This window comes from Sphingobacterium sp. E70, from assembly GCF_019285695.1.
Classification (GTDB): Bacteria; Bacteroidota; Bacteroidia; order Sphingobacteriales; family Sphingobacteriaceae; genus Sphingobacterium; species Sphingobacterium detergens.
Genome location: NZ_CP079104.1, coordinates 2269898 through 2294884, shown reverse-complemented (window position 1 = coordinate 2294884; position 24987 = coordinate 2269898). Strand labels below are relative to the sequence as shown.

Annotated in this window: 22 protein-coding genes and 12 pseudogenes; 28 read left to right on the top strand and 6 right to left on the bottom strand. The window is 39.9% G+C overall.

Going from position 1 to position 24987, the window contains the following annotated elements:
- Positions 1 to 28 precede the first annotated feature (28 nt).
- The 28 genes and pseudogenes from ureA to groL all read left to right on the top strand — a co-directional run bounded on the left by ureA (position 29) and on the right by groL (position 21033).
- Entirely contained in the window at positions 29 to 331 is a 303-nt protein-coding gene (ureA, locus tag KUH03_RS16330; protein WP_046674789.1) for an urease subunit gamma, read from the top strand.
- 14 nt (positions 332 to 345) lie between these two features.
- Positions 346 to 641: pseudogene (ureB, locus tag KUH03_RS16325) on the top strand (urease subunit beta); the annotation flags it as partial.
- Between the two features lie 81 nt (positions 642 to 722).
- The gene (locus tag KUH03_RS46030) at positions 723 to 1784 is read left to right on the top strand and encodes an urease subunit alpha (protein WP_306429609.1); all 1062 of its coding nucleotides are present in this window, start codon (positions 723 to 725) and stop codon (positions 1782 to 1784) included.
- A complete protein-coding gene (locus tag KUH03_RS46025) occupies positions 1781 to 2359 on the top strand; it encodes an amidohydrolase family protein (RefSeq protein WP_306429608.1) in 579 nt (192 codons plus the stop codon). The genes KUH03_RS46030 and KUH03_RS46025 overlap by 4 nt, the downstream gene beginning before the upstream one ends.
- A 41-nt stretch (positions 2360 to 2400) precedes the next feature.
- Positions 2401 to 2571 carry a hypothetical protein gene (locus KUH03_RS46020; RefSeq protein WP_306429607.1) on the top strand — a complete coding sequence of 57 codons (171 nt, stop codon included), beginning with the start codon at positions 2401 to 2403 and terminating at the stop codon, positions 2569 to 2571.
- A 10-nt stretch (positions 2572 to 2581) separates the two neighbouring features.
- Positions 2582 to 3166 carry an urease accessory protein UreE gene (locus KUH03_RS16315; protein WP_257094815.1) on the top strand — a complete coding sequence of 195 codons (585 nt, stop codon included), beginning with the start codon at positions 2582 to 2584 and terminating at the stop codon, positions 3164 to 3166.
- Between the two features lie 53 nt (positions 3167 to 3219).
- Positions 3220 to 3761 (top strand): annotated as a pseudogene (locus KUH03_RS16305) (urease accessory protein UreF).
- A 173-nt stretch (positions 3762 to 3934) separates the two neighbouring features.
- Positions 3935 to 4072 (top strand): hypothetical protein, encoded by a 138-nt coding sequence (locus tag KUH03_RS46015; protein WP_306429606.1) that lies wholly within the window; start codon positions 3935 to 3937, stop codon positions 4070 to 4072.
- On the top strand, positions 4060 to 4494 hold the full coding sequence (gene ureG, locus KUH03_RS16300) for an urease accessory protein UreG (protein WP_306429751.1): 435 nt from the start codon (positions 4060 to 4062) through the stop codon (positions 4492 to 4494). The genes KUH03_RS46015 and ureG overlap by 13 nt, the downstream gene beginning before the upstream one ends.
- A gap of 11 nt (positions 4495 to 4505) precedes the next feature.
- Positions 4506 to 5059 (top strand): annotated as a pseudogene (locus tag KUH03_RS16295) (urease accessory protein UreD).
- Positions 5046 to 5474, top strand: a complete 429-nt coding sequence (locus KUH03_RS16285) for a hypothetical protein (protein WP_257094805.1) — start codon at positions 5046 to 5048, stop codon at positions 5472 to 5474. Before KUH03_RS16295 ends, KUH03_RS16285 begins: the two are co-directional and overlap by 14 nt.
- The gene (locus KUH03_RS16280) at positions 5467 to 5952 is read left to right on the top strand and encodes an urease accessory protein UreE (RefSeq protein WP_257094803.1); all 486 of its coding nucleotides are present in this window, start codon (positions 5467 to 5469) and stop codon (positions 5950 to 5952) included. Before KUH03_RS16285 ends, KUH03_RS16280 begins: the two co-directional genes overlap by 8 nt.
- Before the next feature lie 98 nt (positions 5953 to 6050).
- Positions 6051 to 7034: an A/G-specific adenine glycosylase gene (gene mutY, locus KUH03_RS16275; RefSeq protein ID WP_257094800.1), complete on the top strand. Its 984-nt coding sequence runs from the start codon at positions 6051 to 6053 to the stop codon at positions 7032 to 7034.
- A gap of 83 nt (positions 7035 to 7117) precedes the next feature.
- Positions 7118 to 7575: pseudogene (locus KUH03_RS16270) on the top strand (single-stranded DNA-binding protein).
- A gap of 291 nt (positions 7576 to 7866) precedes the next feature.
- Positions 7867 to 8905 (top strand): annotated as a pseudogene (gene pheS / locus KUH03_RS16265) (phenylalanine--tRNA ligase subunit alpha).
- 114 nt (positions 8906 to 9019) lie between these two features.
- Positions 9020 to 9593 (top strand): annotated as a pseudogene (locus tag KUH03_RS16260) (TetR/AcrR family transcriptional regulator).
- Between the two features lie 396 nt (positions 9594 to 9989).
- A pseudogene (gene rlmD, locus KUH03_RS16255) lies at positions 9990 to 11399 on the top strand (23S rRNA (uracil(1939)-C(5))-methyltransferase RlmD).
- 128 nt (positions 11400 to 11527) lie between these two features.
- Entirely contained in the window at positions 11528 to 11800 is a 273-nt protein-coding gene (locus KUH03_RS16250; protein WP_306429605.1) for a hypothetical protein, read from the top strand.
- A 354-nt stretch (positions 11801 to 12154) separates the two neighbouring features.
- The gene (locus KUH03_RS16245; protein ID WP_257094799.1) at positions 12155 to 12448 is read left to right on the top strand and encodes a hypothetical protein; all 294 of its coding nucleotides are present in this window, start codon (positions 12155 to 12157) and stop codon (positions 12446 to 12448) included.
- 70 nt (positions 12449 to 12518) lie between these two features.
- Positions 12519 to 12647 (top strand): hypothetical protein, encoded by a 129-nt coding sequence (locus tag KUH03_RS16240; RefSeq protein ID WP_257094797.1) that lies wholly within the window; start codon positions 12519 to 12521, stop codon positions 12645 to 12647.
- A gap of 329 nt (positions 12648 to 12976) precedes the next feature.
- Positions 12977 to 13660, top strand: coding sequence for an OmpA family protein (locus KUH03_RS16235; protein ID WP_373564737.1), 684 nt, complete (start codon positions 12977 to 12979; stop codon positions 13658 to 13660).
- Positions 13661 to 13904: 244 nt separating this feature from the next.
- Positions 13905 to 15337: pseudogene (gene miaB, locus KUH03_RS16230) on the top strand (tRNA (N6-isopentenyl adenosine(37)-C2)-methylthiotransferase MiaB).
- A gap of 37 nt (positions 15338 to 15374) precedes the next feature.
- Positions 15375 to 16651, top strand: a pseudogene (locus tag KUH03_RS16225) (sigma-54 interaction domain-containing protein).
- Positions 16652 to 16715: 64 nt separating this feature from the next.
- Complete coding sequence (locus tag KUH03_RS16220; RefSeq protein WP_257094792.1) at positions 16716 to 17177, top strand: LptE family protein; 462 nt, start codon at positions 16716 to 16718, stop codon at positions 17175 to 17177.
- Positions 17178 to 17201: 24 nt separating this feature from the next.
- Positions 17202 to 18275, top strand: coding sequence for a hypothetical protein (locus KUH03_RS16215; RefSeq protein ID WP_257094789.1), 1074 nt, complete (start codon positions 17202 to 17204; stop codon positions 18273 to 18275).
- A 12-nt stretch (positions 18276 to 18287) separates the two neighbouring features.
- Positions 18288 to 18824, top strand: coding sequence for a preprotein translocase subunit SecG (secG, locus tag KUH03_RS16210; protein WP_257094787.1), 537 nt, complete (start codon positions 18288 to 18290; stop codon positions 18822 to 18824).
- Positions 18825 to 19005: 181 nt separating this feature from the next.
- A complete protein-coding gene (gene groES, locus KUH03_RS16205) occupies positions 19006 to 19281 on the top strand; it encodes a co-chaperone GroES (RefSeq protein ID WP_088160030.1) in 276 nt (91 codons plus the stop codon).
- Positions 19282 to 19397: 116 nt separating this feature from the next.
- Positions 19398 to 21033, top strand: a pseudogene (groL, locus tag KUH03_RS16200) (chaperonin GroEL).
- Positions 21034 to 21120: 87 nt separating this feature from the next.
- On the opposite strand, the pseudogene ggt reads toward groL, so the two are convergent.
- The 6 genes and pseudogenes from ggt to KUH03_RS16175 all read right to left on the bottom strand — a co-directional run bounded on the left by ggt (position 21121) and on the right by KUH03_RS16175 (position 24927).
- Positions 21121 to 22601 (bottom strand): annotated as a pseudogene (gene ggt / locus KUH03_RS16195) (gamma-glutamyltransferase).
- A gap of 13 nt (positions 22602 to 22614) precedes the next feature.
- Positions 22615 to 22800: a hypothetical protein gene (locus KUH03_RS46010; protein ID WP_306429604.1), complete on the bottom strand. Its 186-nt coding sequence runs from the start codon at positions 22798 to 22800 to the stop codon at positions 22615 to 22617.
- A 72-nt stretch (positions 22801 to 22872) separates the two neighbouring features.
- Positions 22873 to 23193, bottom strand: a complete 321-nt coding sequence (locus KUH03_RS16190; protein WP_257094785.1) for a nucleotide pyrophosphohydrolase — start codon at positions 23191 to 23193, stop codon at positions 22873 to 22875.
- A gap of 18 nt (positions 23194 to 23211) precedes the next feature.
- Positions 23212 to 23668, bottom strand: a pseudogene (gene dtd, locus KUH03_RS16185) (D-aminoacyl-tRNA deacylase).
- Between the two features lie 136 nt (positions 23669 to 23804).
- The gene (locus tag KUH03_RS16180; protein WP_257094783.1) at positions 23805 to 24476 is read right to left on the bottom strand and encodes a TonB-dependent receptor domain-containing protein; all 672 of its coding nucleotides are present in this window, start codon (positions 24474 to 24476) and stop codon (positions 23805 to 23807) included.
- Complete coding sequence (locus KUH03_RS16175; RefSeq protein ID WP_257094774.1) at positions 24451 to 24927, bottom strand: TonB-dependent receptor domain-containing protein; 477 nt, start codon at positions 24925 to 24927, stop codon at positions 24451 to 24453. Before KUH03_RS16175 ends, KUH03_RS16180 begins: the two co-directional genes overlap by 26 nt.
- Between the last annotated feature and the right edge of the window lie 60 nt (positions 24928 to 24987).

Genomic DNA, 24987 nt, shown 5'->3' with positions numbered 1-24987 from the left:
TTAACAAAATAACAAATAATTATTTTTTATGCGTTTAACACCAAGAGAAACAGAAAAGCTGCTATTGCATTTAGCAGGAGAATTGGCAGCAAAGCGACTAAAGCGCGGGGTGAAACTAAATTACCCTGAATGTATTGCCTATATCAGTGCTCAGATTATGGAGGAAGCAAGAGATGGTCGGTCTGTTGCGGACTTAATGTCTTATGGTACGACCTTATTGAAAAGAAGCCAGGTGATGGAAGGTGTCCCTGAGATGATCCATGATGTGCAGATTGAGGTTACTTTTCCGGACGGTACCAAGTTGGTAACAGTTCATGATCCTATACGTTAATAAATCTTAATCATATGATTCCAGGAGAATACATTTTAAAAAAGAAGAAATCAAAGCTAACGTGGGGCGTAGAACCACTAGCCTTGTTGTAAAAAATGAAGGCGATAGACCGATTCAGGTAGGTTCGCACTATCATTTTTTTGAAGCGAACAAATTGCTTTCGTTTGACCGCGAAAAGGCATTTGGTATGCGCTTGAATATTCCTGCAAGTACAGCTGTGCGGTTTGAACCAGGTGAACAGAAGTCTGTTGTACTGGTTGAATTTGGAGGAAGCAAAGAAATTCACGGTTTCAATGGATTGACTAATGGGAAGTATACTGACCAAAATGTCAAGTCAAAAGCTGTTGAGAAAATGAAAAAATTAAAATTCAGACAATCTAAATAATATAGAATGGGAGGATGGAATAGACGCGAATGGATTAAGGTTGTAGGACTCACGACATTGGGATCTACCGTTGGTCTACATGCGCTTGGTTTAGATAAACTAGGTTTAGACAAATCATCTGTTAAATATATTGATGGGGAACTTTACATCCCTAGAGAAAAATATGCTGCTCTTTTTGGCCCTACCACGGGTGATAAGGTGCGTTTAGCTGATACGGAGCTGTTTATAGAAATTGAAAAAGATTTCAACGTATATGGCGAAGAAAATAAATTCGGTGGTGGTAAGACGATCCGTGATGGGATGGGGCAATCTGCCCGTGCCCTGCGCGATGAGGGTGTTTTAGACTTCTGTATTACCAATGTGATCATTATTGACCACTGGGGTATTGTGAAGGCTGATGTCGGTATCAAGGATGGTAAAATTGTTGGAATAGGAAAAGCGGGTAACCCTGACGTACAGGATGGTGTAACCGAAGGAATGATTATCGGAGCTTCTACCGAAGTACACGGTGGTGCGGGTTATATCCTTACGGCTGGCGGTATTGATACACACATTCACTTTATATCACCACAACAGATCGAAACTGCATTATACTCAGGTGTAACTACATTTATCGGCGGTGGTGCCGGTCCAGCAGATGGTACACTGGCAACAACTGTTACTTCGGGTAAATGGTATATCGAGCGTATGTTTGAAGCGTTTGAAAACTTACCGATCAACGTTGGTTTCTTTGGTAAAGGTAACGTCTCGACAACCAAGCCGATCGAAGAGCAAATTGAAGCCGGTGCATTAGGAGTGAAAATCCATGAGGACTGGGGTGCTACGCCTGCGACTATCGATGCCGCGTTAAAAGTTGCTGATAAGTACGACGTACAGGTGGCGATACACACGGATACATTGAATGAAGCTGGGTTCTTAGAAGATACCGTTGCCGCAATCGACGGTCGTGTTATCCACACGTTCCATACAGAAGGAGCTGGTGGTGGACACGCACCTGATATCATCAAAATTGCGATGTATCCAAATATTCTCCTGCATCTACCAACCCGACAAAACCGTTTACAGTGAATACCGCAGAGGAGCATCTTGATATGTTAATGGTCTGCCATCACTTGGATAAAAATGTGAAAGAAGATGTTGCCTTTGCAGATTCACGTATCCGTCCACAGACGATCGCCGCAGAAGATATTCTTCAAGATATGGGTGTATTCTCTATTATGAGTTCGGATAGTCAGGCGATGGGACGTGTGGGTGAAGTTATCTCGCGTACATTCCAGACGGCACATAAAATGAAGATACAACGTGGTCCTCTGGCTGAAGATAAAGGGAAAGATAATGACAACTTCCGTGTAAAACGTTATGTGTCCAAATTTACAATCAACCCTGCAAAAGCGCATGGTGTTGATAAATATATTGGATCGATTGAGACGGGTAAATATGCCGATTTGATCTTGTGGAAACCAGAGTTGTTTGGTGTGAAGCCAGAGTTGATTATCAAAGGTGGTATGATCCTAGGTGCGAAAATGGGGATGCGAATGCTTCTATCCCTACACCACAGCCTATCATCTACAGACCGATGTTCGGAAACTATGGTAAAGCAGTGTCAAAATTGTGTTTCAACTTCGTTTCAAAAATATCCATAGAGAATGGAAATATCCAAAAATTGAATTTATCACGTAAATGTTTGCCAGTAGAAGGCTGTCGTACAGTGATGAAAAAGGATATGGTACATAATCATGCCACACCAAATATCGTGGTCAATCCAGAAACGTATGAAGTAACAGTGGATGGTGTTTTAGCTACTTGTGAGCCATTAAAAGAGCTTCCAATGGCGCAACGTTACTTCCTGTTTTAATTCAGCATATATGATTTTAGCAAGAGACATTAAAGGCAATATTTGGACGGATAGCAAGGAGCAGGATGCTGCGGAACTTGATTTTTTAGAGCTTGAATGGTTTGATACCGAGCGACGTGTCATTCGGGGATTTACTGTTCAGGGTCGAGAGATCGGATTTAAGAATCTGGGTGAAGACTCCTTGTTCGATGGTGATATTCTGTTTGAAACAAAGGAACTCCGTATCGTTATCCGAATATTGCCCTGTCCTTGTTTGGTCGTACGACCAAAAAATGTATTGGATATGGCAAGAATATGTTTAGAAATAGGCAATAAGCATATCCCTGTTTTTATCAACAAAGATCATGAAATCATAGCGGCTTACGAAAATCCGCTGTGGGAACAATTACAACGGGCGGGATTTACACCAACGAAAGAGTCGCGGGTAATCGAACGCACGCATACATTGCGCATACATCAGTATGCCGTAGTGCAAAATAAAATCACACTAGCAAAGGGGTATAATATGAATCCATTGTTGACATTGATGCAGATCAATGATTCCGTTTTTCCGATTGGAGGATTCACACATTCCTATGGATTGAAACCTATATAACCAAAGGTCTTGTACACGATTCGAAAACTGCCAAAGAGTACGCACAGACTTTATTGGAACATAGCTTCTATTACAACGATGCGGCCTTTTTTCATAAGACTTGGCAATTATGCGAAACAAAGGCAACAAAGAAGAAGGTAGCAGAATTAGATGCCTTGATCACGGCCTTTAAAGCGCCTTATGAAATTCGGGATGCAAGTAAAAATTGGGAATACGCTTCTTGAAGCTGACTGAAAAATTGCAGCCGGTTAAACGTTGTTCTGCTTATTTAAAAGCAATAAATACACAAGAATTGCATGGGCATTACGCGATGGCATTTGCCATGTTTGCACATGCGCAAGGGATTAGTTATTCAGATGCCTTGAGTGCTTTTTATTACAATTCACTCAATGGTATTATGACCAACTGCGCGAAACTGGTCCCTATTAGTCAAATGGATGCACAACAGATTCTGTTTAAGTTGCAACCATTAATCAATAAGTTGGTTATCGCGCAACCAGCGTTGGAAGAGGATTTAATCGGTAATTGTTGTATTGCACAAGATATCCGTTGTATGCAACATGAAAAGTTATATACACGTATCTATATATCGTAAAAGCAAGATTACTGCTATACTTAAAATTTATTTTATCTGATTGAGCAAGGTAAATTTTAAGCATCATAAACTTCATCTAAGCGATGAAATAAATAGTTCAGGATGAAAAAGACGTCAAAAAGAAATTATGTAAAATTGGTGTTGCCGGACCTGTTGGATCGGGCAAGACTGCTTTGATCGAACGATTGACACGTTCGATGTCCGCAGATTATAGCATCTGTGTTGTTACAAATGATATTTACACACGTGAAGATGCGATGTATCTGCAGCAAAAAATTCGGCACTACCAGCAGAACGTATCATTGGTGTAGAGACTGGTGGATGCCCACATACCGCGATCCGCGAGGATGCATCGATGAATATTGAAGCCGTAGAAGAATTGGCCAACCGTTTTGAGGATGTGGAGCTTATTTTTGTTGAAAGTGGCGGGGATAACCTGACAGCAACATTCAGCCCAGATTTAGCGGATTTAACCATCTTTGTTCTTGATGTTGCCGAAGGAGAAAAAATGCCGCGTAAAGGTGGCCCCGGTATCACACGTTCAGATTTGTTATTGATCAATAAAATTGATTTGGCGCCCTATGTACATGCAGATTTGGAGGTCATGCGCCGGGATACATTGCGCATGCGTGGAGAACGTCCTTTTATTTTTACGAATCTGATGACATTAGAAGGGTTGGAAGATGTAAAGAAATGGATCAAAGAATACGCTTTATTAGAACAAGTAGGCTAAAACAATAGGATATGGATAGTAAGATAGTATTAAATGTAGCCAAAGAGGACGGTAGAAGCAGGCTGAAAGAAAGCTACCATAATGCGCCTTATAAATTGACCCACTATGGAGCAGCGAATCTAACTGACCATCTGGAAATGATTATCATGAGTGCATCACCCGGTATTATGGATACAGATCATCTTCATATTGATGTCCATGTAAAGGAAGAGGCCCAATTAAAGCTGTTTACGCAGTCTTTCAATAAATTGCACCCGATGAAAACTGGTGCTAGCCAGCATACAGATGTACAGGTTGCGTCGGGGGAATATTGCATTATATTCCGCATCCAGTCACGCCTTTTAAAGACTCCATATTCAAGGCGACCAATCATATTCATTTGGCCGAAGATGCGGTTTTGATGTGGGGTGATATTATCAGTGTCGGGCGGATCTATATGAAAGAAGCATTTGAATTTGATCGTTTGCATACACAGACTAAGGTTTTCAGATCAGGAAAGCTGGCTTTTATTGATAATCAGCTGTTACAGCAAAAAGCAGCCCATCCAGAAGATGCTCTTCTTTGAAGGTTACACCCATCAAGCGACCTTTATATTCTCCGCTCTTTTTGCACAGGAATTAAAGAACGAGCTTGACGAAATATTGACTGTAGAATATAATGACATCTCTTATGGATTTACACAGGCATCATCGGATGTCGTTATTCTACGAGCGCTGGGTTCTGACGGTGAATTGCTCTATGATTTTCTGCAAATGTTAGGGCAATTGTGTTGGGACTTTACCATGCATAAACTGTCAGAGTCTAAAGAAGCTGAAGTCATCGAAAAAGAGGTAATAGAGCCTGTGCCAATTGCGGTAGATTCGATTGTGGTAGAGGTGGCTGAGGCAGAGGCAGTTGTCGCTAAAAAGAAAAGTACGGCCAGCCCGCGGAAAAAGAGGGTAAACAAGAGTAAAACGGAGGAAGGACTGAAATATGCGTAAATCGAAAGAGCCTACCGAAATCCTCATTGAGTCCATTCCCAATTTTGAGCATGTTAAATTCAATCGTGAATCGGATATCTTGGATCTTTCCTACTTTGAAGTGAATAAACGTGTTATCCATCGCAAAACACGTAAGGGCAATACGGTAAAGATACAACGGGATGACAGCACGGCCTTACAGTCGGGGCAATGTATCTATCATAGCGAAGATCTGTTTATACAGGTCAATATCTTGCCTTGTCTTTGTGTATTGCTTGACAGTCAAGATCTTTCTGTGGTCGGAGAATTCTGTTTTGATGTAGGCAATCGTCATTTGCCCGTGTATCTGAAAGCTGATGGGCGCTTTGCTGTCTCCTATGACGGACGCCTGTATCAGGCATTAAAAGAAAAATATAATGGTTCCATTTCCTTGAAAATGCCATTTTGGAACCGGACGAACAGATTACGTCGCTTCGCAATGCGAAAAATAAGAGGTTAGTATTCGAACGTTTGTTTTAGGTTTTGATTTGATAGTGGGAACCGATCTTTGTTTGTACGCTGCTTGAAAATGCTGAAAAATTGTGCATTTTTGTTGTTATGACATTTGGTGCGGAATTGCAGGGATGGTATCAACAGCATAAGCGTGATTTACCATGGCGGGAAACAAGAGATGCCTATAAAATTTGGCTCTCTGAGATTATCCTGCAACAGACTCGAGTAGAACAAGGGCTGCCTTACTATTTACGATTTGTGGAACGGTTTGAGACAGTCGTTGACTTTGCTAACGCAGAGGAAGATGATATTTTACACCTTTGGCAGGGACTGGGTTATTATTCAAGGGGACGAAATATGCATAAGGCTGCACGAATCGTCCGTGATGAATATAATGGCATTTTTCCCGTAGACTATAAGACCTTGCTAAAGCTTCCCGGTATTGGTGAATATACCGCTGCCGCAATATCATCCTTTTCCAATAATGAGGCTCAGGCAGTACTGGATGGGAATGTGTTCCGTGTGCTCTCGAGATATTATGGCATAGACACAGCGATCAATTCTACTGAGGGAAAGAAAATTTTTACGGCTATCGCTCAGGAAAATTTGGATCAGGAGCATCCGGCATTATACAATCAGGCCATTATGGATTTTGGTGCTATTCATTGTAAGCCGAAGCAACCTTTGTGTATTACTTGTATGTTTAATACATCCTGTTACGCCGTGCTACAGGGAGAGGTTGATCGATTGCCGGTTAAACTTAAAGGCAAAGCAAGCAGAGAACGGTACTTTAATTATTTTATCCTTAAAGACGAAGCGCAAATTTTGATGTCAAAACGCGGAGAAGGCGATGTCTGGCAGAATTTATACGAGTTTCCTCTGATCGAGTCTGATCGAACATTAAGTATACCCGAGCTCCTTGGAGATGAGCAATTTGTCCATTATTTCGGGGATAAGGCGGAGATCAAACTTCTGCAAAAACAAACTAAACATATTCTGAGCCATCAGAATATTTATGCGACATTCTTTGAAGTGCGGTTAAAGGGCGGTCTAAATCAAAAAAATCCAATTGGGATTATGTATTTTTAAAAGATTTAGATAAATTAGCTAAACACAAGTTGATCTTTACCTTTTGGAAAGATCCAATTTTTAACCATTTATGCTTTTAAATTATGTCAGGAGTTAACAAAGTTATTTTAGTGGGACATCTTGGAAAAGATCCCGAAATTCGATATTTAGAAGGCAATGTCTCCGTTGCCAGTTTCCCATTGGCAACTTCAGAAACGTATAACAAGGACGGAAAACGAGTAGAACAAACCGAGTGGCACAATATTGTCATGTGGCGCGGTTTGGCAGATGTGGCGGTAAAATACCTTACTAAGGGCAAATTGGTCTATATCGAAGGTCGGTTACGTACGCGTACCTACGAAGATAAAGAGGGATCAGACGCTATGCTACTGAAGTAGTTGCTGAGACTTTTACCCTTTTGGGACGGAAATCAGATTTTGAACCTGCTGGAGCTGCTAACACGGGGAATGTTGCAAGTACCCCGGCGCAGAAAGCTGAGGATAAAGAAATCGAAGTTGATTTTACCGAAAACGATCAGGAGGATAATCCACTTCCATTTTAATCGAACTTAAAGGTAGCTTTGAATATTAGAAGATTATCATTTTATATATAGTTATGGGCAAAAGAGCAGATGAAAAATCTGCTCTTTTTGATTTCTTGGATATTTCTAAATCCTTTTAATCACCATAAAAAAGAATCTAACCATTTGTGCAGGTTCAACGAGTTGATTACAAAGACCTTTGTCCCATCGAATCATAAACACTAATTTTCGGTACAGATACGCTTTTGACACGAGTTGAGAGATCGCTAAAATTTCTTTTTGGCGGAAATTTTGGCTATGTTTGTCGTAATTATGTTGCAAGATAAAATTACGCAGTATACTGAAGAAATTAAGGCGTTTGTGCCATCTTCTTCAGCCGATGTAGAAAATTTCAGATTGAAGTTTTTGGTTTCCAAAGGGATTGTGAAAAATCTTTTGATGAATTCAAAACAGTAACTCCTGAAGAAAAACGTACTTTGGGAAAGTACTGAATGAATTTAAGCAGTTGGCAGAAAATACATTCAAGGAAGCACAAGAGAAATTTGGTTCCGGTGAGAAGCAGAAATCCCAACAAATGGAAGGTGATTTGACGTTGCCTGGTAATGGATTTCAATTGGGGTCTAGACATCCGATCTCATTGGTACGCAAGGAAATCGTTGAGATCTTTAAAAAGCTCGGCTTTATCGTTTCTGAGGGGCCAGAGATTGAAGATGATTGGCACAATTTCTCTGCGTTGAATTTTCCTCCTGAGCATCCAGCGCGTGATATGCAAGATACATTCTTTATCAAAAAGCAAGAAGGTAACGATATTACACTAAGAACGCATACATCTTCTGTTCAGGTTCGTCTGATGGAAGCTGGTAAACCACCTTTCCGTGCGATTATGCCCGGACGAGTGTATCGGAACGAAGCCATTTCTGCCCGCGCGCATTGTTTCTTTCATCAGGTAGAAGGATTATATGTGGATGAAAATGTTTCGTTTGCTGATTTGAAGCAGACCTTATATCATTTTGTTCAAGAAATGTATGGCGAGGGAACTAAAGTGCGTTTCCGTCCTTCTTATTTCCCTTTTACAGAACCTTCTGCGGAGATGGATATTTCTTGTACGATCTGTAAAGGTGCAGGATGTAATCTTTGTAAATATTCGGGTTGGGTAGAGATTTTAGGTTGTGGGATGGTAGATCCTAATGTACTTGAAAATTGCGGAATCGACAGTAAAAAGTATTCAGGTTTTGCCTTCGGTATGGGTATCGAACGGATCACAAACCTTAAATATGTGATCAAAGATTTGCGACTTTTCTCTGAAAATGATTCGCGCTTCTTAGCTCAGTTTGAGACTGAATTAATATAAATCAATGCTAATAAAGACTATTGAAACCATCACACTATTACCACTCTCCAAACACATCTTGTTCTGTTCAGGAATTGGAAATAGTGTGATGTGTGGTAGTCTTATCTGAAGAATATGGAACCAGATCATATCATTGAATCCATAAAAAGAACAGCACGGGAACTTTTTCGTCAAAATGGTTATCATAAAACCAGTGTAAACACCCTAGCAAAAAAGCTAAGATCGCTAAAGCGACTGTTTATAAATATTTTGATAGTAAGGAGATGATTTTGCATGCTATCTTGATGGATTATCTGCGGGCAAGTTTGTTGGAGATCTTAAAGACAACAAAATATGAGGATGATATGGCCTCTTTTTTGGCTTCTACCATTCTTCGTGTCAGCCGACTGACCTATACCGCATGTAATGAGTTGATTGGCTGGGAATTTATTCGTGAATCTGCCAATGCACAGGAATATCTAAAAACACTATCTGAAGATTTGGAATTTCTGCTTTTGAGCACATTTATTCAGAATGAAAAGATTAATGAGGCGATCAGTGAGGAAAACTGACATTTCTGATCAAATCAAGTAAGAGCATTGTGTTCTCCTTTGCTTTTACGGCCGTTTCGGATGCTGATGTGCGTAAAAATTTCATTTCTTTTCAAAAGGAGATTCTTCCTTATCTCGTGCAGGCAACTATACTTTAGGCGAGGCTAGGTCTTATTTGTCTATTGCCCCTCGGTTATCCACTTTTAAATGCTCTTCAATTTTTTTCTGAATTATCTATTTTTTATTGATTCATATTTTTCATTAGGAATCAAGGAGCTTGCCGGGCTCAGTTTATTGGCAGAAAGAACTTTTAGTCGATTTTCATAGCTGTGGTGCTGATAAGAACATAACGATTTTAATGCGATTATTTACAGTTTTCTTCGCCTTTTGGAGTTTAGGCGGATAAACTGATGGCCTTTGATCTCGCTTTAATCATTTTGAATATTGGGTAAATCGGATTGTTGGAAATGGATTATTGTGATGTGCAAAAGGTCTTTTTTAAGACCATGTGGGTCAGTGGAAAATCATTATAAAAAATTGTATTTTTGCAAACTATGAGTAGAAGAATTCCGCAAGAAAAAAAAGTTCTTGAAAGATATTGCAATCATTGATATTGCCGAAGAAGGTAGAGGTGTAGGTAAAACTGATGATTTGGTTTTGTTTGTCGAAAAAGCTGTCCCCGGTGATGTTGTGGATGTGGAGTTAATGCGCAAGAAGAAGAATTTTGCTGAAGCTCGGGTGACGAGTTTAAAAGAAGCTTCTACTTATCGCGTTGATCCTTTTTGCGAGCATTTCGGTGTTTGTGGTGGTTGTAAATGGCAACACATGAGCTATGAAGCCCAATTGAAATTCAAGCAACAATCTGTTGATAATGCTTTATCCCGTATTGGGAAAGTTGATACTTCTTCCATGGAAGATATTTTGGGATCGGCACAAACGGAGTATTATAGAAACAAATTAGAATATACATTTTCCAATAAGAAATGGTTGACCTCTGTTGATGAAGATTCCTCGCAATTGGAAATGAATGCTTTGGGCTTCCATGTACCTGGACGTTTTGATAAAATCTTAGATATCGATCACTGTTTTCTTCAGGAAGATCCTTCCAATGAGGTACGAAATACCATACGTGACTTTGCATTAAGCAAGGGGATGACCTTCTATGACCTTCGTGAACATACAGGGTATTGCGAAATCTGATTATCCGTATTTCTTCTACTGGGGAGATGATGGTCATTGTGGTTTTTGCCTACCCAGAAGAAGGACAAGTGGAATTGTTGATGGACTTCATCAATGAAAAATATCCGAAGATCGCTTCACTCCTTTATATTGTGAATCAAAAGCGCAACGATACCATTTTTGATCAAGATATTCACGTGTATGCAGGGCGGGATTTTATTTATGAGGAGATGGAAGGTCTTCGCTATAAGGTCGGACCTAAATCATTTTATCAGACCAATTCTGCGCAAGCATATGAACTCTATAAGATCACACGTGATTTTGCGGATCTAAAAGGGGATGAGTTGGTTTATGACTTATATACAGGAGCTGGTACAATTGCGAATTTTGTTGCTAAGAAAGCAAAGAAGTGATTGAGTTGAGTACGTACCTACGGCAATTGAAGATGCAAAGGTCAATTCTGCGATCAATAATATCAACAATACGAAGTTTTACGCTGGGGATATGAAAGATGTGTTGATACCATCTTTTATTGCTGAGCATGGTAAACCGGATGTCGTGATTACGGATCCGCCAAGAGCAGGTATGCATGCGGATGTTGTGGCCCGGTTATTGGAAATGGAGTCTCCAAAATTGTTTACGTGAGTTGTAATGCAGCAACACAGGCGAGAGATCTAGTTTTATTGGCAGAAAAATACGATGTAAAACGTATTAAGCCTGTGGATATGTTCCCGCATACACAGCACGTAGAAAATGTCGTTCTATTGGAACTAAAAAAATCATAATATTATGGAAGTAGAGGATTTATTTTCGGGCGGAGCCAGAAATGAGGAAGCGCAATCAACTGGGCAGAGCCCGTTGAAAAGTTTGCAGGTAGATCTTGATTTTTATAGTGAGTCGATCCGAAGTTTCGATGGAGATTATAGAGGAAGGCTATTCTTCCTATCCGATTTTTGTAGCACATCAACATGAGGTTTCCGTAGGGGAAGTGATTTTAGATCGTGTGGATCTGGAAACTAATTGGACAATCAATGCCTCTACTTTGGAGGAATTTGTCGAATTGGATATTATTCAGGAGGATCGTAAAGCTGCTTTTATTCAGAATTATAAATCTGCGAAGGATTATATGTGTTTGTTTGTCGTTGTTGCTGAGGGTGCCAATTTTGTTTTCTATCCCTATAAATAGAGAAGGAATATTTAAACTTTTTTAACAATACAATTGTCAAACTATTACTATTTTTAGCGAAATAGGTTGAAAGCATGATGGATTCAAAAAGATATAATGAGCAGACTGGAGAATCAGGTCGTTTGGATTTAGAGTCGTTGATATTACATTATAGCTTTCAAAAGACGCTAATGGCGAGATAAATGCCTGAGAAAACTAGCGTAATAAAACAATATATTCCAATGAGAAGAATACACATAGGAGGGCTATTAGGCATCTTGATATTGCTTTTGACGGCATTCGGTGCAAAGGCCCAACATATACAGAAAGTGTCAGGTATGGTGATGCAAGGGAACTGCCAATAGAATTGGCGATGTGGTGGTCCTGAATTTGCGCACGAGTAGATCAGCATTGACAAACTCTTTTGGGGTGTTCACCATAGATGCCTCTGTGGGAGATTCTCTTTCTTTCACTAAAGTTGGATTTTCACCTGTAAAGACTGTTTTGACAAACCTGAATGAATTCTATATTGAGATGCAGGAGGGAATTAAGCTTGAAACAGTCATTGTAGAACGAAAGTCTAAGGAAGCCGAGTTGAATGATGCCATGGGGAATTATTCAAAAAAGGGGTCTATAATGGCGGGAAAAATAAATTTGGAACCTATTTAGGTAGTCCTGCTACTGCACTTTATAATCTTTTTGGACGTGAGGCGAAAATGCGAAACGCTTTGGACGCTTTATGGACCGGGAAAAGGAGGAATTGCAGGTAGACCGTATCTTTTCAAGGGCAGCTGTCCAGAAATTAACGAAATTGGATAGTGCTGATCTAGATGCGTTCATGATACGTTATCGTCCTCATTTGATCTAGCTGAACATTGGGGCCAATATGATTTGATGAATTATGTACAGCAATCTTTAGCGGATTTTGAAGCAAAAGGACGTCCAAAAGGGTCATTGTTGCCTGATATTGAAGTTAAGACCCAAGAGAAATAAAACATTTTTCATTTTATGCTGTTAGTTCTTGTGAACATTGACCGTCAAGATTATTTGTAGCTTATCGTCTTCATTTATCAACGTTGTGATGCTTTTTTGGAGTATGGTAACAAAAAGTTAAAAAGGATGCTTTTGGCACTTTGTTTGATTTTAACATGAACAGTAATTTAATTTGAATATTAAAAGTCTTAGATAGATATGAAAATGAATAGAAAATTAGCTGTATTTGGTTTGACTGTTGCAACCTCGGCTATGTTATTTGGAAGTTGTTCTACAATCCAAAATACAAATAATACGACTAAAGGTGGTGTGATCGGTGGTGTTGCGGGTGGTGCTTTAGGTGCATTAATTGGTGGTAAGGCTGGTAATACGGCTATTGGTACATTAGCAGGTGCGGCAATCGGTGGTGCAGCGGGTGTATTGATCGGTAAGAAAATGGATAAACAAGCTGCTGAGATTTCTAAAACCGTAGAAGGTGCTGAGGTGACTCAATCTGCAGAAGGTATTGTTGTGAAATTTGATTCAGGTATCTTGTTTGATTTCAATAAATCTGATTTAAAAACATCTGCAAAGGATAATATTGCAAATTTAGTTGCAACATTAAATAAGGAGCAAGGGACAGAAATTTTAGTTATTGGACACACAGATAACGTGGGAACGCTAGCTGCAAATGACAAAGTTTCTTTGGACCGTGCAAATTCGGTACGTGCATTTGCAGTATCTAAAGGTTTATCTTCTTCACGTATTAAAACTGAAGGAAGAAACTTCTCTGAGCCAATTGCAAGTAATGACACAGAATCTGGACGTGCCCAAAACCGTCGCGTAGAGATCGTTATCGTTGCTGGTGACCAAATGAAGAAAGAAGCAAAACAACAAGCTGGTCAATAACAAGCTAATCACTCCTTTGTGGGTAGATATATTTGACTCTTCTAAATGTCGAGTTTGTTGAATTTCGAAAATAACAGAAGGCGTGGATTCTATCCGCGCCTTTTTTGTGAAATATCCCAGCAGACCCCGCTGAGATAAATTATTTACTTCAGAAATTTGACAAAGTATAAACCATATTTCTGGCTGACAAACTGTCATTATATGGATTTTAATTTCTAACTTTGTAGTCTTTGAAAATTGAGCTATGCTAGATTTAACACATACAACTAAGGAACACGACGAATCTCGTCAGGGTGAGGCATTGTTATTGGAACAAGATCCAAAGATCAGTAATGGACGGAAACTGTATATAGAAAGTTACGGTTGTCAAATGAACTTCTCGGATAGTGAGATCGTTGCTTCTATTTTGTTGGATAAGGGTTTTGAGACGACAAAAATTATCAGGAAGCTGATGTTGTCTTTATTAACACCTGTTCAATCCGTGAGAATGCAGAGCAGCGTGTTCGTAATCGACTGAAAGAATTTGAGGCGGCAAAGACCAGAAATCCTGGAATGATCGTCGGTGTACTTGGCTGTATGGCTGAGCGCTTAAAATCGAAGTTTCTGGAGGAAGAAAAATTAGTTGATGTTGTGGTAGGTCCTGATGCGTATCGCGATCTTCCTAACTTAATTGATAAGGTAGATGACGGTGCAAAAGCAGTGAATGTATTGCTTTCACGTGAGGAGACTTATGCTGATATTAATCCCGTTCGGTTAAATTCAAATGGTGTAACGGCCTTTATTTCAATCATGCGTGGTTGTGATAACATGTGTTCGTTTTGTGTGGTTCCTTTCACCAGGGGACGTGAGCGTAGCCGCGACCCACAATCTATTGTGAAAGAAGCGCAAGACCTATTCAACGCTGGATATAAAGAGGTAACCTTATTGGGGCAAAATGTGGATTCTTATAAACATACGGCGCCAGTTGCAGAAGGAGAAACTCCTGGTGAGACGGTAACGTTTGCTAAATTATTGACGATGGTTGCGGAGGTGAGCCCACTTTTACGGGTTCGTTTTCGACTTCACATCCAAAAGATATCACGGATGAAGTTTTGTATGCCATCGCATCACATGAAAATGTTTGTAACTATATCCATTTGCCAGTACAATCCGGGAATTCGAGGGTATTAGAGCTTATGAATCGTACTTACGACCGTGAGTGGTATATGGAACGTGTAGATGCTATCCGTAAAATTATTCCAGATTGTGCGATTTCTACTGACGTTATTACAGGATTCTGTACAGAAACGGAAGCAGAACATCAGGAAACCTTGTCGATGATGGATTATGTGAAATATGACTTTGCATACATGTTTGCTTATTCTGAAAGACCAGGTACATTAGCTGCGAAGCGCTATGAAGATGATATTCCTGAAGATGTCAAAAACGCCGTTTGACTGAGGTTATCAACAAACAACGTGACCATAGCTTATATCGTTACCAACATTTTATTGGAAAAGTTTGTAAAGTTCTGATAGAAGGTTTTCGAAAAGATCTGAGTTTGATTTCTGTGGTCGTAATGATCAGAATGCCTTGGTTGTGTTTCCTATAGACCCGCGTTACAAACAAGGGGATTATGTTAATGTGCTTGTGGAATCATGTACGTCAGCGACCTTGCTCGGTAAAATTGTTGATTAAGAAAACTTAATATAAATTTATTTCCAACTGGAAATTTATGGATAATCAAGATATAAAAATAGGTTTGGAATCATCGGTAATTCACCGTTGTTAAATCGGGCGATTGATATTGCCCGGCAGGTGGCTCCAACTGATATTTCTGTATTAATACAAGGTGAAAGCGGTAGTGGTAAAGAAGTTTTTTCGCATATTATCCATCAATTGAGTTCCCGTAAGCATGGACCATTTATAGCGGTCAACTGTGGGGCAATACCGGAGGGAACAATAGACTCTGAATTATTCGGACATGAGAAAGGTTCCTTTACCGGAGCACATGAAGCGCGTAAGGGCTATTTTGAAGTAGTTGATGGCGGGACAATTTTCTTGGACGAGGTCGGAGAGTTACCTTTGGGTACACAAGCTCGATTACTTCGTGTTTTGGAATCTGGGGAGTATATTCGTGTGGGATCATCAAAGGTTCAAAAAACCAATGTGCGTGTGGTTGCTGCGACAAACGTCAATATGTTTGAAGCTGTTCAAAAGGTAAATTTAGGGAGGATTTATATTATCGTCTAAATACCGTTCCTCTGCGTGTGCCTTCACTCAGAGAACGTCCCGAAGACATCAATTTATTGTTCCGCAAGTTTATTGTTGATTTTTCGGAAAAATATCGCTCCCCTGGTGTGCAGCTGACTGAAGATGCACAAAATATGCTACGTAATTATAACTGGCCAGGTAATGTGCGTCAATTGAAAAATGTTGCCGAACAAATTGCCGTTTTAGAGAAGGAACGTATTGTTGACGCGCATACACTACAAAACTATTTGCCAAATGAATCACGTACGAGTCTACCAGCTATAGTTACATCCAATAATAACGCAAAGAAGATTTCTCCGAAAGAGACCTCCTGTATAAGGTACTTTTCGATATGAAGAAAGATATGGTCGATCTGAAAAAGCTCGTAGTCGAGTTGATCCAGAAAGGTGTGGATTCTTCTACATTCGATCAAAATTCTCCTTATATCAATCAGCTCTATCAGGAAATTGAACCACAGATAAAATCCGATACCGAAGGATACGGTATCGCGCCAACCTTGACGATACATTCGCCGAATAATAATAATACCGCAAATGTATTGAAGAACCCTGTTGCGCAGGACGATTATCTGCAAGATGCACAAGAGGTGGAAGAGTCTTTGTCTTTGGTAGATAAGGAGTCGGATCTGATCAAAAAGCCTTGAAAAAACATCGCGGGAAACGGAAAGCTGCAGCACAAGAATTGGGAATTTCCGAAAGAACTTTGTATCGGAAAATTAAAGACTTAAATTTAGACTAAGGTTTTGCACATGTTGTCAAGAAGAATTTTATATACCTTTCTCACAACCGCTTTTCTATTCATCATGAATAGTTGTGGTGTGAAATATGGATTTACAGGAGGATCCATTCCAGAAGGAATGAAGACCGTCAATATTCAATATTTCGAAAATATCGCACCTTTGGTTTATCCGACTTTAAGCCAGAATTTTACAGAGGCATTAAAGGAACGTATTCGAAACCAATCCCGATTAAGCCAGGTCAACCAAGATGGTGATGCTACTTTTGAAGGGTTCATTACAGACTATACAATCAGTCCAGCCGCCGTTGAAGCAGGAACAGACCGCGCTGCGATGAATAGAATGACGATTACAATTAAAGTCTCCTATCATAATAAGCTCAATCCTAAAGACGACTTTGAGCAACCTTTTACACGTTTCAAAGAGTTCGCGGGAAATCTTCAGAGTGCACAGGAGGAGACCTTGGGTAAGGAAATTATCCAAATGTTGACAGAGGATATTTATAATAAGGCATTTGCTAACTGGTAATCCTGTTCCAAGATGAATATTACTATGCCACTATCGAATAACGACCTTTTCTTTCGAGCAATCAATCATCCGGAGTCTATTGATGAAGATGTAATTTTGGCTTTGATTGAAAAATATCCCTATGCGCAAAGTTTGCGATTTATATATGAACGTAAAGTTTTTAGTGAAAGCAAGCCTGTTCAGAATTTATCGTCTGCATTGCTGTATGCTTCGTCTCCAAACTGGTTGTACGAATTTATGCATAGCAGGTCAATGGTGGCAGTAAAAGAAATCCAATTGGAAGATATCATTCTTGATGAGAAAATTGAGGATGGGTTGTCGGAAGGTATAGTCGTTGAGGAAGTAGTGGCGGTAGATACTGAGGTTGAACAGGAGGAAACTGAGGTTGAAGAGGTGGAGAAGACAGATGAATTGGACCGTTTGATTCAAGCAGGTGTAGCGCAGGATTATTTTCGCTCGCGTGAAGCAAAACAACAGGCCACCATTATCGAGTCAACTGAAACTGTTGAGCCAGCTCACTCTGAACTTGCTGTTCGGCCATTGGAGGATACGCAGGAGCGTGTCACAGTTTATGATGATGATACAATGCCTTATAGCTTTTTATGGTGGTTGCATAAGACGAGGCTTGAGTATGCTGAAACATACCAACCTTATGTAAATTCACCATTGCGCCCAATGACACCCTCAAATGATGATATTGCAAAGATCCATGAAAAATTGGATAGCCAGCTATTGGATCAACAGATTCGAGAAAATATTTTCCACCTGCAATCACCAGAGGCAAAACTCAGCGACGAGGTGAAAACAACAATCTCTTTCCAGATTCCGCGCAAAACGGATGAGGTGATTGAGAAATTTATCCGTGAAGAGCCTATAATCCAACCGTTGCAGGCTGAAAAATTGGATTTAGAGAATAAAGCGAGAAAAAGCTCAGAAGATCAACATTCACTAGTGACCGAGACCCTTGCAAAAATATATACCGAACAGGGTTTATATCCTAAAGCAATAGAGGTTTACGAAAAATTAGTTTTGAAATATCCAGAAAAAAATGCTTACTTTGCGGCACGCATAACAGAATTAGAAAAGAAATTAAATTAATTACATAAAGAGATGCAAGGATTATTAATTGGTCTTATCATATTAGCTAGTATTATTTTAGCATTTTTGGTTTTAATCCAAAATCCAAAAGGTGGTGGTTTATCATCTGGTTTTTCCGGTGGAACAAACCTAATGGGCGTAAAACGTACAGGAGACTTTTTGGAAAAAGGTACATGGATCATGGTGATTGCTATTATGATTTTTAGTTTGGGTGTTAACATTATGGGATCATCACCAAGTACATCTAAAGGTGGTTTGGGTGGTCAAATTGAAGCCCCAGTACAACAACAAGGACCTTTGAACTTGGGTACGCCAGCACAGAAACCTGCAGGTGCTCCAGCAGGACAAGAGCAAGCTGCTCCAGCGCAATCAGATCAAAAACTCCGGCGACAACGCCAGCAGCTAAGCCAACTGAAGAAGCTAAGAAATAGTTGCGAACAAAGAAATTCAAAAGGCCTCGTCTACAATTTAGACGAGGCCTTTTTGTTATACGCCGTTTGTCAGTCTACCTATCGAAGTATGGTCGGGAAGGTAAACAGAGTTTTGTAAGGATGTCAGACAAACAGTGACAGTGTGACAGCAAAATGTGCTTTTATTTGTGAACATGTTAAGTTTTCGGTGAAAAATTGTCTTATACATCATCTTATTTACAATTGGCATAAAAGATGATGTGTTTATAACGATTATAACATAAAAATAAATTCAATAACAGATAAAAAGTAAATTAATTATGGCATTAAGTATCCAACCTATCGGAGATAGAGTAGTAGTAGAAGCTGCTCCAGCAGAAGAAAAAACAGCTTCAGGGTTATATATTCCCGATACAGCAAAAGAAAAACCATCTCAAGGTACAGTAGTTGCTGTAGGTACTGGTAAAGTTGACGAGCCGTTAACTGTAAAAGTAGGTGACAAAGTATTATATGGTAAATATGCAGGTACTGAAATTACTTACGAAGGAAAAGAGTACTTAATTATGCGTGAGTCTGATATTTACGCTGTTATCTAAGCGATTAAAAAGTCTAAATTACAAAGTTAAAATTTAAAAGATTGAGGCAGTCCGTAGTTGCAGACTTTTAACATTAGAGTCTCACTACCAATATCTCAATACTCAATACTAAAAAAATGGCAAAACAAGTAAAATATAACGTTGAGGCTCGTGAGGCCCTTAAAAAGGTGTAGACACTTTAGCTAATGCTGTTAAAGTAACATTGGGTCCTAAAGGACGTAACGTAATTATTGAGAAGAAATTCGGTGCACCAGTAATTACTAAAGATGGTGTTTCAGTTGCGAAAGAAATCGAATTGAAAGATGCTTTGGAAAATATGGGTGCGCAAATGGTAAAAGAAGTTGCTTCTAAAACTGCTGATCAAGCGGGTGATGGTACAACTACGGCTACTGTATTGGCACAAGCAATCGTTGCTCCAGGTATCAAATCTGTAGCTGCAGGTGCTAATCCAATGGATTTAAAACGTGGTATTGACAAAGCTGTGGCAGCTGTTGTTGCTAACTTGAAATCTCAATCTCAAGTAGTTGGTCAAGACAACAACAAAATTAAACAAGTAGCAGCGATCTCCGCGAATAACGACGAGATCATCGGTTCTTTGATTGCGCAGGCAATGGAAAAAGTTGGTAACGATGGTGTTATCACTGTTGAAGAAGCAAAAGGTACTGAAACAGAAGTGAAAACTGTAGAAGGTATGCAATTTGACCGTGGATATCTATCGCCATACTTTGTTACAAACTCTGACAAAATGGAAGCGGAATTAGATAACCCTTACATTTTGATCTACGATAAGAAAATCAGCAACATGAAAGAGTTGTTGCCTATCTTGGAAAAACAAGTTCAAACTGGTAAACCATTGTTGATCATTGCTGAAGATTTAGATGGTGAAGCTCTTGCAACATTAGTTGTTAATAAAATCCGCGGTTCACTGAAAGTGGCAGCTGTAAAAGCTCCAGGTTTTGGTGACCGTCGTAAAGCGATGTTAGAAGATATCGCTATCTTAACTGGTGGTACTGTAATCTCCGAAGAAAGAGGTTTCAAATTGGAGAATGCGGAGTTGTCTTATTTAGGTCAAGCTGAAAAAGTTCAAGTTGACAAAGATAATACAACAATTATCAACGGTGGTGGTAACGTAGATGACATCAAAGCTCGCGTTGCTCAAATCCGTTCACAAATCGAAACAACTACTTCTGACTACGATCGCGAGAAATTACAAGAGCGTTTGGCAAAATTGTCAGGTGGTGTTGCTGTATTGTACGTCGGTGCTACTACTGAGGTAGAAATGAAAGAGAAAAAGACCGCGTTGATGATGCTTTACATGCGACTCGTGCTGCAGTTGAAGAAGGTATCGTTGCTGGTGGTGGTGTTGCATTTATCCGCGCTACTGAAGCTTTGGTAAGCCTTAAAGGTGAAAACGAAGATGAGCAAATCGGTATTGATATTATCAAACGTGCTATCGAAGAGCCTTTGCGTCAAATCTGTAATAACGCAGGTATCGAAGGTGCAGTGATCGTTCAAAAAGTAAAAGAAGGTACTGCTGACTTTGGTTACAACGCACGTACAGACCGTTACGAAAACTTAATCGCAGCAGGTGTAATTGACCCGACTAAAGTATCTCGTATTGCTTTGGAAAATGCTGCTTCAGTTGCTTCAATGTTGTTGACAACAGAGTGTGTATTGGCTGACGAGGCTGAAGAAAATCCTGTAGGTGCTGGTGCTCCTCCAATGGGTGGCGGTATGGGTGGAATGATGTAAGATCATCCAAACTATCAGATATAAAAAAGGCTCATCTGGGATTCCAGCTGAGCCTTTTTATTTGATGTTTAATATCCTTTTGCCGTATCATCTCCACGAGGATCGGCACCGGTCTGCAATTTGCCGTTTGGAAGGATAAGAATATTTTCTACACGTCCTATTGTTCCTCTTGGATTTATCACATAGCCATCTTTTGTCAATTTGTCCTGTTTTTGTGTCAATCGCACCTTGCTCAACATCAATGCGGTCAGGTAACCACTGGTGATGGAATCGGGGCGAACTGACAGCAGATTGTGCATTTTGTCCAAAGTCAATCACATTTAATATGGTTTGGAAAACGGAAGTGATAATAGTTGATCCCCGGGTGTCCCCACCACCATAAATAGTTTACCATCCTTTTCTAGAATAGTAGGTGTCATTGAACTCAACATTCTTTTCCCAGGCTGAATTTCATTTGCCTTTTCTCCTGTCAGACCATACATATTAGGTACACCGGTCTTTATTGAGAAATCGTCCATTTCATTGTTTAATAAAAATCCTGCGCCATCTACGATAACACCAGATCCATAAGAATCATTGAGCGTGGTGGTGATAGAAACTGCATTTCCCTGCTCATCAACAATATTGAAATGAGTTGTTTGTTCACTTTCGTATCCTGGAATAACATCTGAATTGACGTTTTTACTCAATGTTGCCTGATGGAAATTAAACGGATTCAGTTTAGTGGCATTTGTTGTGGAATCTATCAGTTGTTGTACAGGGACGTTGATAAAATCAGGATCTCCTAAATACTTTGCTCTATTTGCATACACATAGCGTTCTGCTTCAACGATGACACGTATGGTGGAGTCCCTCTGGAATCCCCAGCGCTGAAGTGGGAATTGTTCAACCGACTTTAATAAGGCCAGTAGGGAGGTTCCGCCGCTCGATGGTGGAGGCATAGAAACAACCTTGTGTCCTCTATAGCTCGATGCAATCGGGGCACGCCAGACTGCCTTATAGCTCGTTAGATCCTCATGGGTAATGATCCCTTTACCTTTATTCATTTCTGCAATGAGCAGATCGGCGGTTTTTCCTTTATAGAAGCCGTCACGTCCTTCATTAGCGATTCTTTCGATAGTATTAGCTAGATCTTCTTGTACAAATAGGTCACCAGTTTTCCAGGTTGTATTTTTGATAATTGCGGCACCAGTGGGATTCAGCTTCACAAATCGCTCTTTATGGCTTTCAAACTCGCGGGCCTGCCTTTCACTGATCTTGAAACCTTTTCGCGCAAGTTCGATTGCGGGTAAGAGCAATTCTTTCCAGGCTAGTTTCCCATATTTCTGATGGGCGTCCCAAATACCGGCGACAGAACCGGGCACACCCGATGCGAGCGCACTGTATAGGCTCAAATCAGGGATAACATTCTTTTGTGCATCCAGGTACATATCCCGATGAGCCTGTTTAGGAGCGGTTTCCCGAAAGTCTAGTGCGTCGTACTGCCCCTTATTGTTGCGATATAGCATAAAACCACCGCCACCAATATTTCCTGCATTTGGATATACTACAGCGAGGGCAAACTGCACCGCAACGGCAGCATCAATGGCATTTCCCCTTTTTTAGCACCATGACACCAACTTCCGAAGCTATTGGGTGTGCTGTTACCACTGCCGCTTTGTTGAATGTCTCGGGGTTAGTTTTATATGCGTCAAGCTGCATGCGGGTATTGGAACATGAAGCGAATAGCAAACTTCCTATTAGCGAATAAATAAATAGTTTATTCATAATATCTGCTCTAAAATTGTGCGTAAGATTAATATTGAACCTTGTATACCTCTGAAACACAAAGGTGTTATTTTAATTTTCATTGTTTTTATGACGGTCTGCATCCCGGATAGATTTCTTTTGCAGGTTCTTTTCCAATGCTTCGGTCAGGTCGATCCCCGTTTGATTTGCAAGACACATTAAGACAAACAATACATCGGCCATTTCATCAGCCAGATTAACCTCTTTATCTGATTTTTTGAAAGACTGTTCACCGTATTGTCTGGCCATGATCCGAGCCACTTCGCCAACTTCTTCCATAAGCATGGCAGTATTTGTCAGCTCATTGAAATAGCGTATCCCCGTTGTATTGATCCATTTATCAATTACTTCTTGTGCTTCTTTGATTGTCATTTTTTCGGATTAAGTAGTTTAAAAATTGTCCTTATCTTTTGTATCCATAATGATGGTAACGGGACCATCATTCAATAGATTGATTTTCATGTCAGCTCCAAATACGCCGAGCTGAACAGGCTGATCGATCAGTTGAGAAAGCAATTTGGCCATTTCTTCATACAGCGGTTTAGCGGTGTCAGGTTTGGCCGCGCGAATAAATGATGGCCTATTTCCTTTTTTGTCTGGGCGAATAAGGTGAACTGAGAAATCAGTAAGATATTACCACCGATATCCAGTATAGATTTATTCATTAGTCCCTGCTCATCTTCAAAAATCCGTAGGTTAACGAATTTTGTCCCAACCATTTTAAGTCTTCAATTGTATCGGCTTCTTCTATTCCCAATAGGATCACTAAACCTTTTTGAATCTGGCCGGTGATCTGTTCGTCTACTGTACAGGAAGCATGTTTTACCCGTTGTATTACTGCACGCATAATGAAAAGTATAAAACCAAAGTTAAAAATTCCCATCGTCAAACACGATCCAATCTAGCATTTATTGGTGCCAAAATGAAAAGCCACCTTATCTTAAATAGATAAGGTGGCTTTTATATATACAGGATCTTAATTGTTAGAATTTGATATTCAGGCCTAACATAAAATTTGTAGGTGCCTGTGGGAAGTAGAAATTGTAATATTTTCGGGTATCGCCGTCCATCCCACCAAAGGTGTAGCCATTGGTTTCATACTTTTCGTTCAGGATGTTGTTGATCTGTAAAGTTGCATTGATGTTTTTGATGCCTAACGCGGTGAAGCTATAATTCGCCAACAAATTGTTGACAAAATAAGAAGAAATACTTCTTTCTTTTGCGGATGAATTATCAAGATATTGTCGTCCAACATATTTGGATAGCAAAGAAAATGTGAGCACCTCAATAGGACTGTAGGCAAAGTTACTGGAGAGTATAGTTCCTGGGGAAAGCGCGATGTCCGTCTTCGAATAGAAAATTTTGGTATCGGGGCTGACACCATTGATATCTTTCACAATTTCTTCGAAATTCTTAATTCTGTTTTGACTGAAGCTGGCCGTCGCCTTCCAGTTCAATTGCTTACTGATGTTCCAGGTTCCGTCAAATTCCAACCCGATTCTATAGCTGTTTTTCACATTTTGGCGGATAGGAGAACCAGTATCACTGATCTCACCTGTTGGGATCAATTGGTCTTTATAAAACATGCCATATCCATTCAATCCAAATTCAAATTTAGTGTTGTTGAATCTATACCCGATTTCGATATCCTGCATTTTTTCTGGCGTTGGATCTGGAAGTTTGCTGTTTTTTCTCTATGAAATCTTTGCGGACAGGTTCTTTTTGCGCAAAGGCATAAGAAGCATAGATATTTGCATGGTCATTTAACAGGTAGGTTGCTCCTGCTTTGGGATTTAGAAAATTGAATTTTGGGTGGTAATTGTAATTTTTGACCTTATCATCATCGCCATACATGCGGTAGTCTACATTTCGGTATTGCACGTCAGCCATTAGGATCCATTTATCCAATTTGTAATCCACTTTTAAGAAATTGCTGAAGTCATTTTTCTGCGATTTACCAAAATAATATTTGTCGTCTATAAATCCTGTCGAAGCATATTGAGCCCAGATTACCTCTCCATAGTGCTTTCCTCGATATTGGTTGTATGCACCGCCCCATATAATTTCAAGCTGATCGTTGGGTTTGTAATTAAAGGCATAGGTCATGCCGTAGAAATAATTATCTAACCATCTTCTACGGACTAGATCTGTTTTTTTGATGGTATC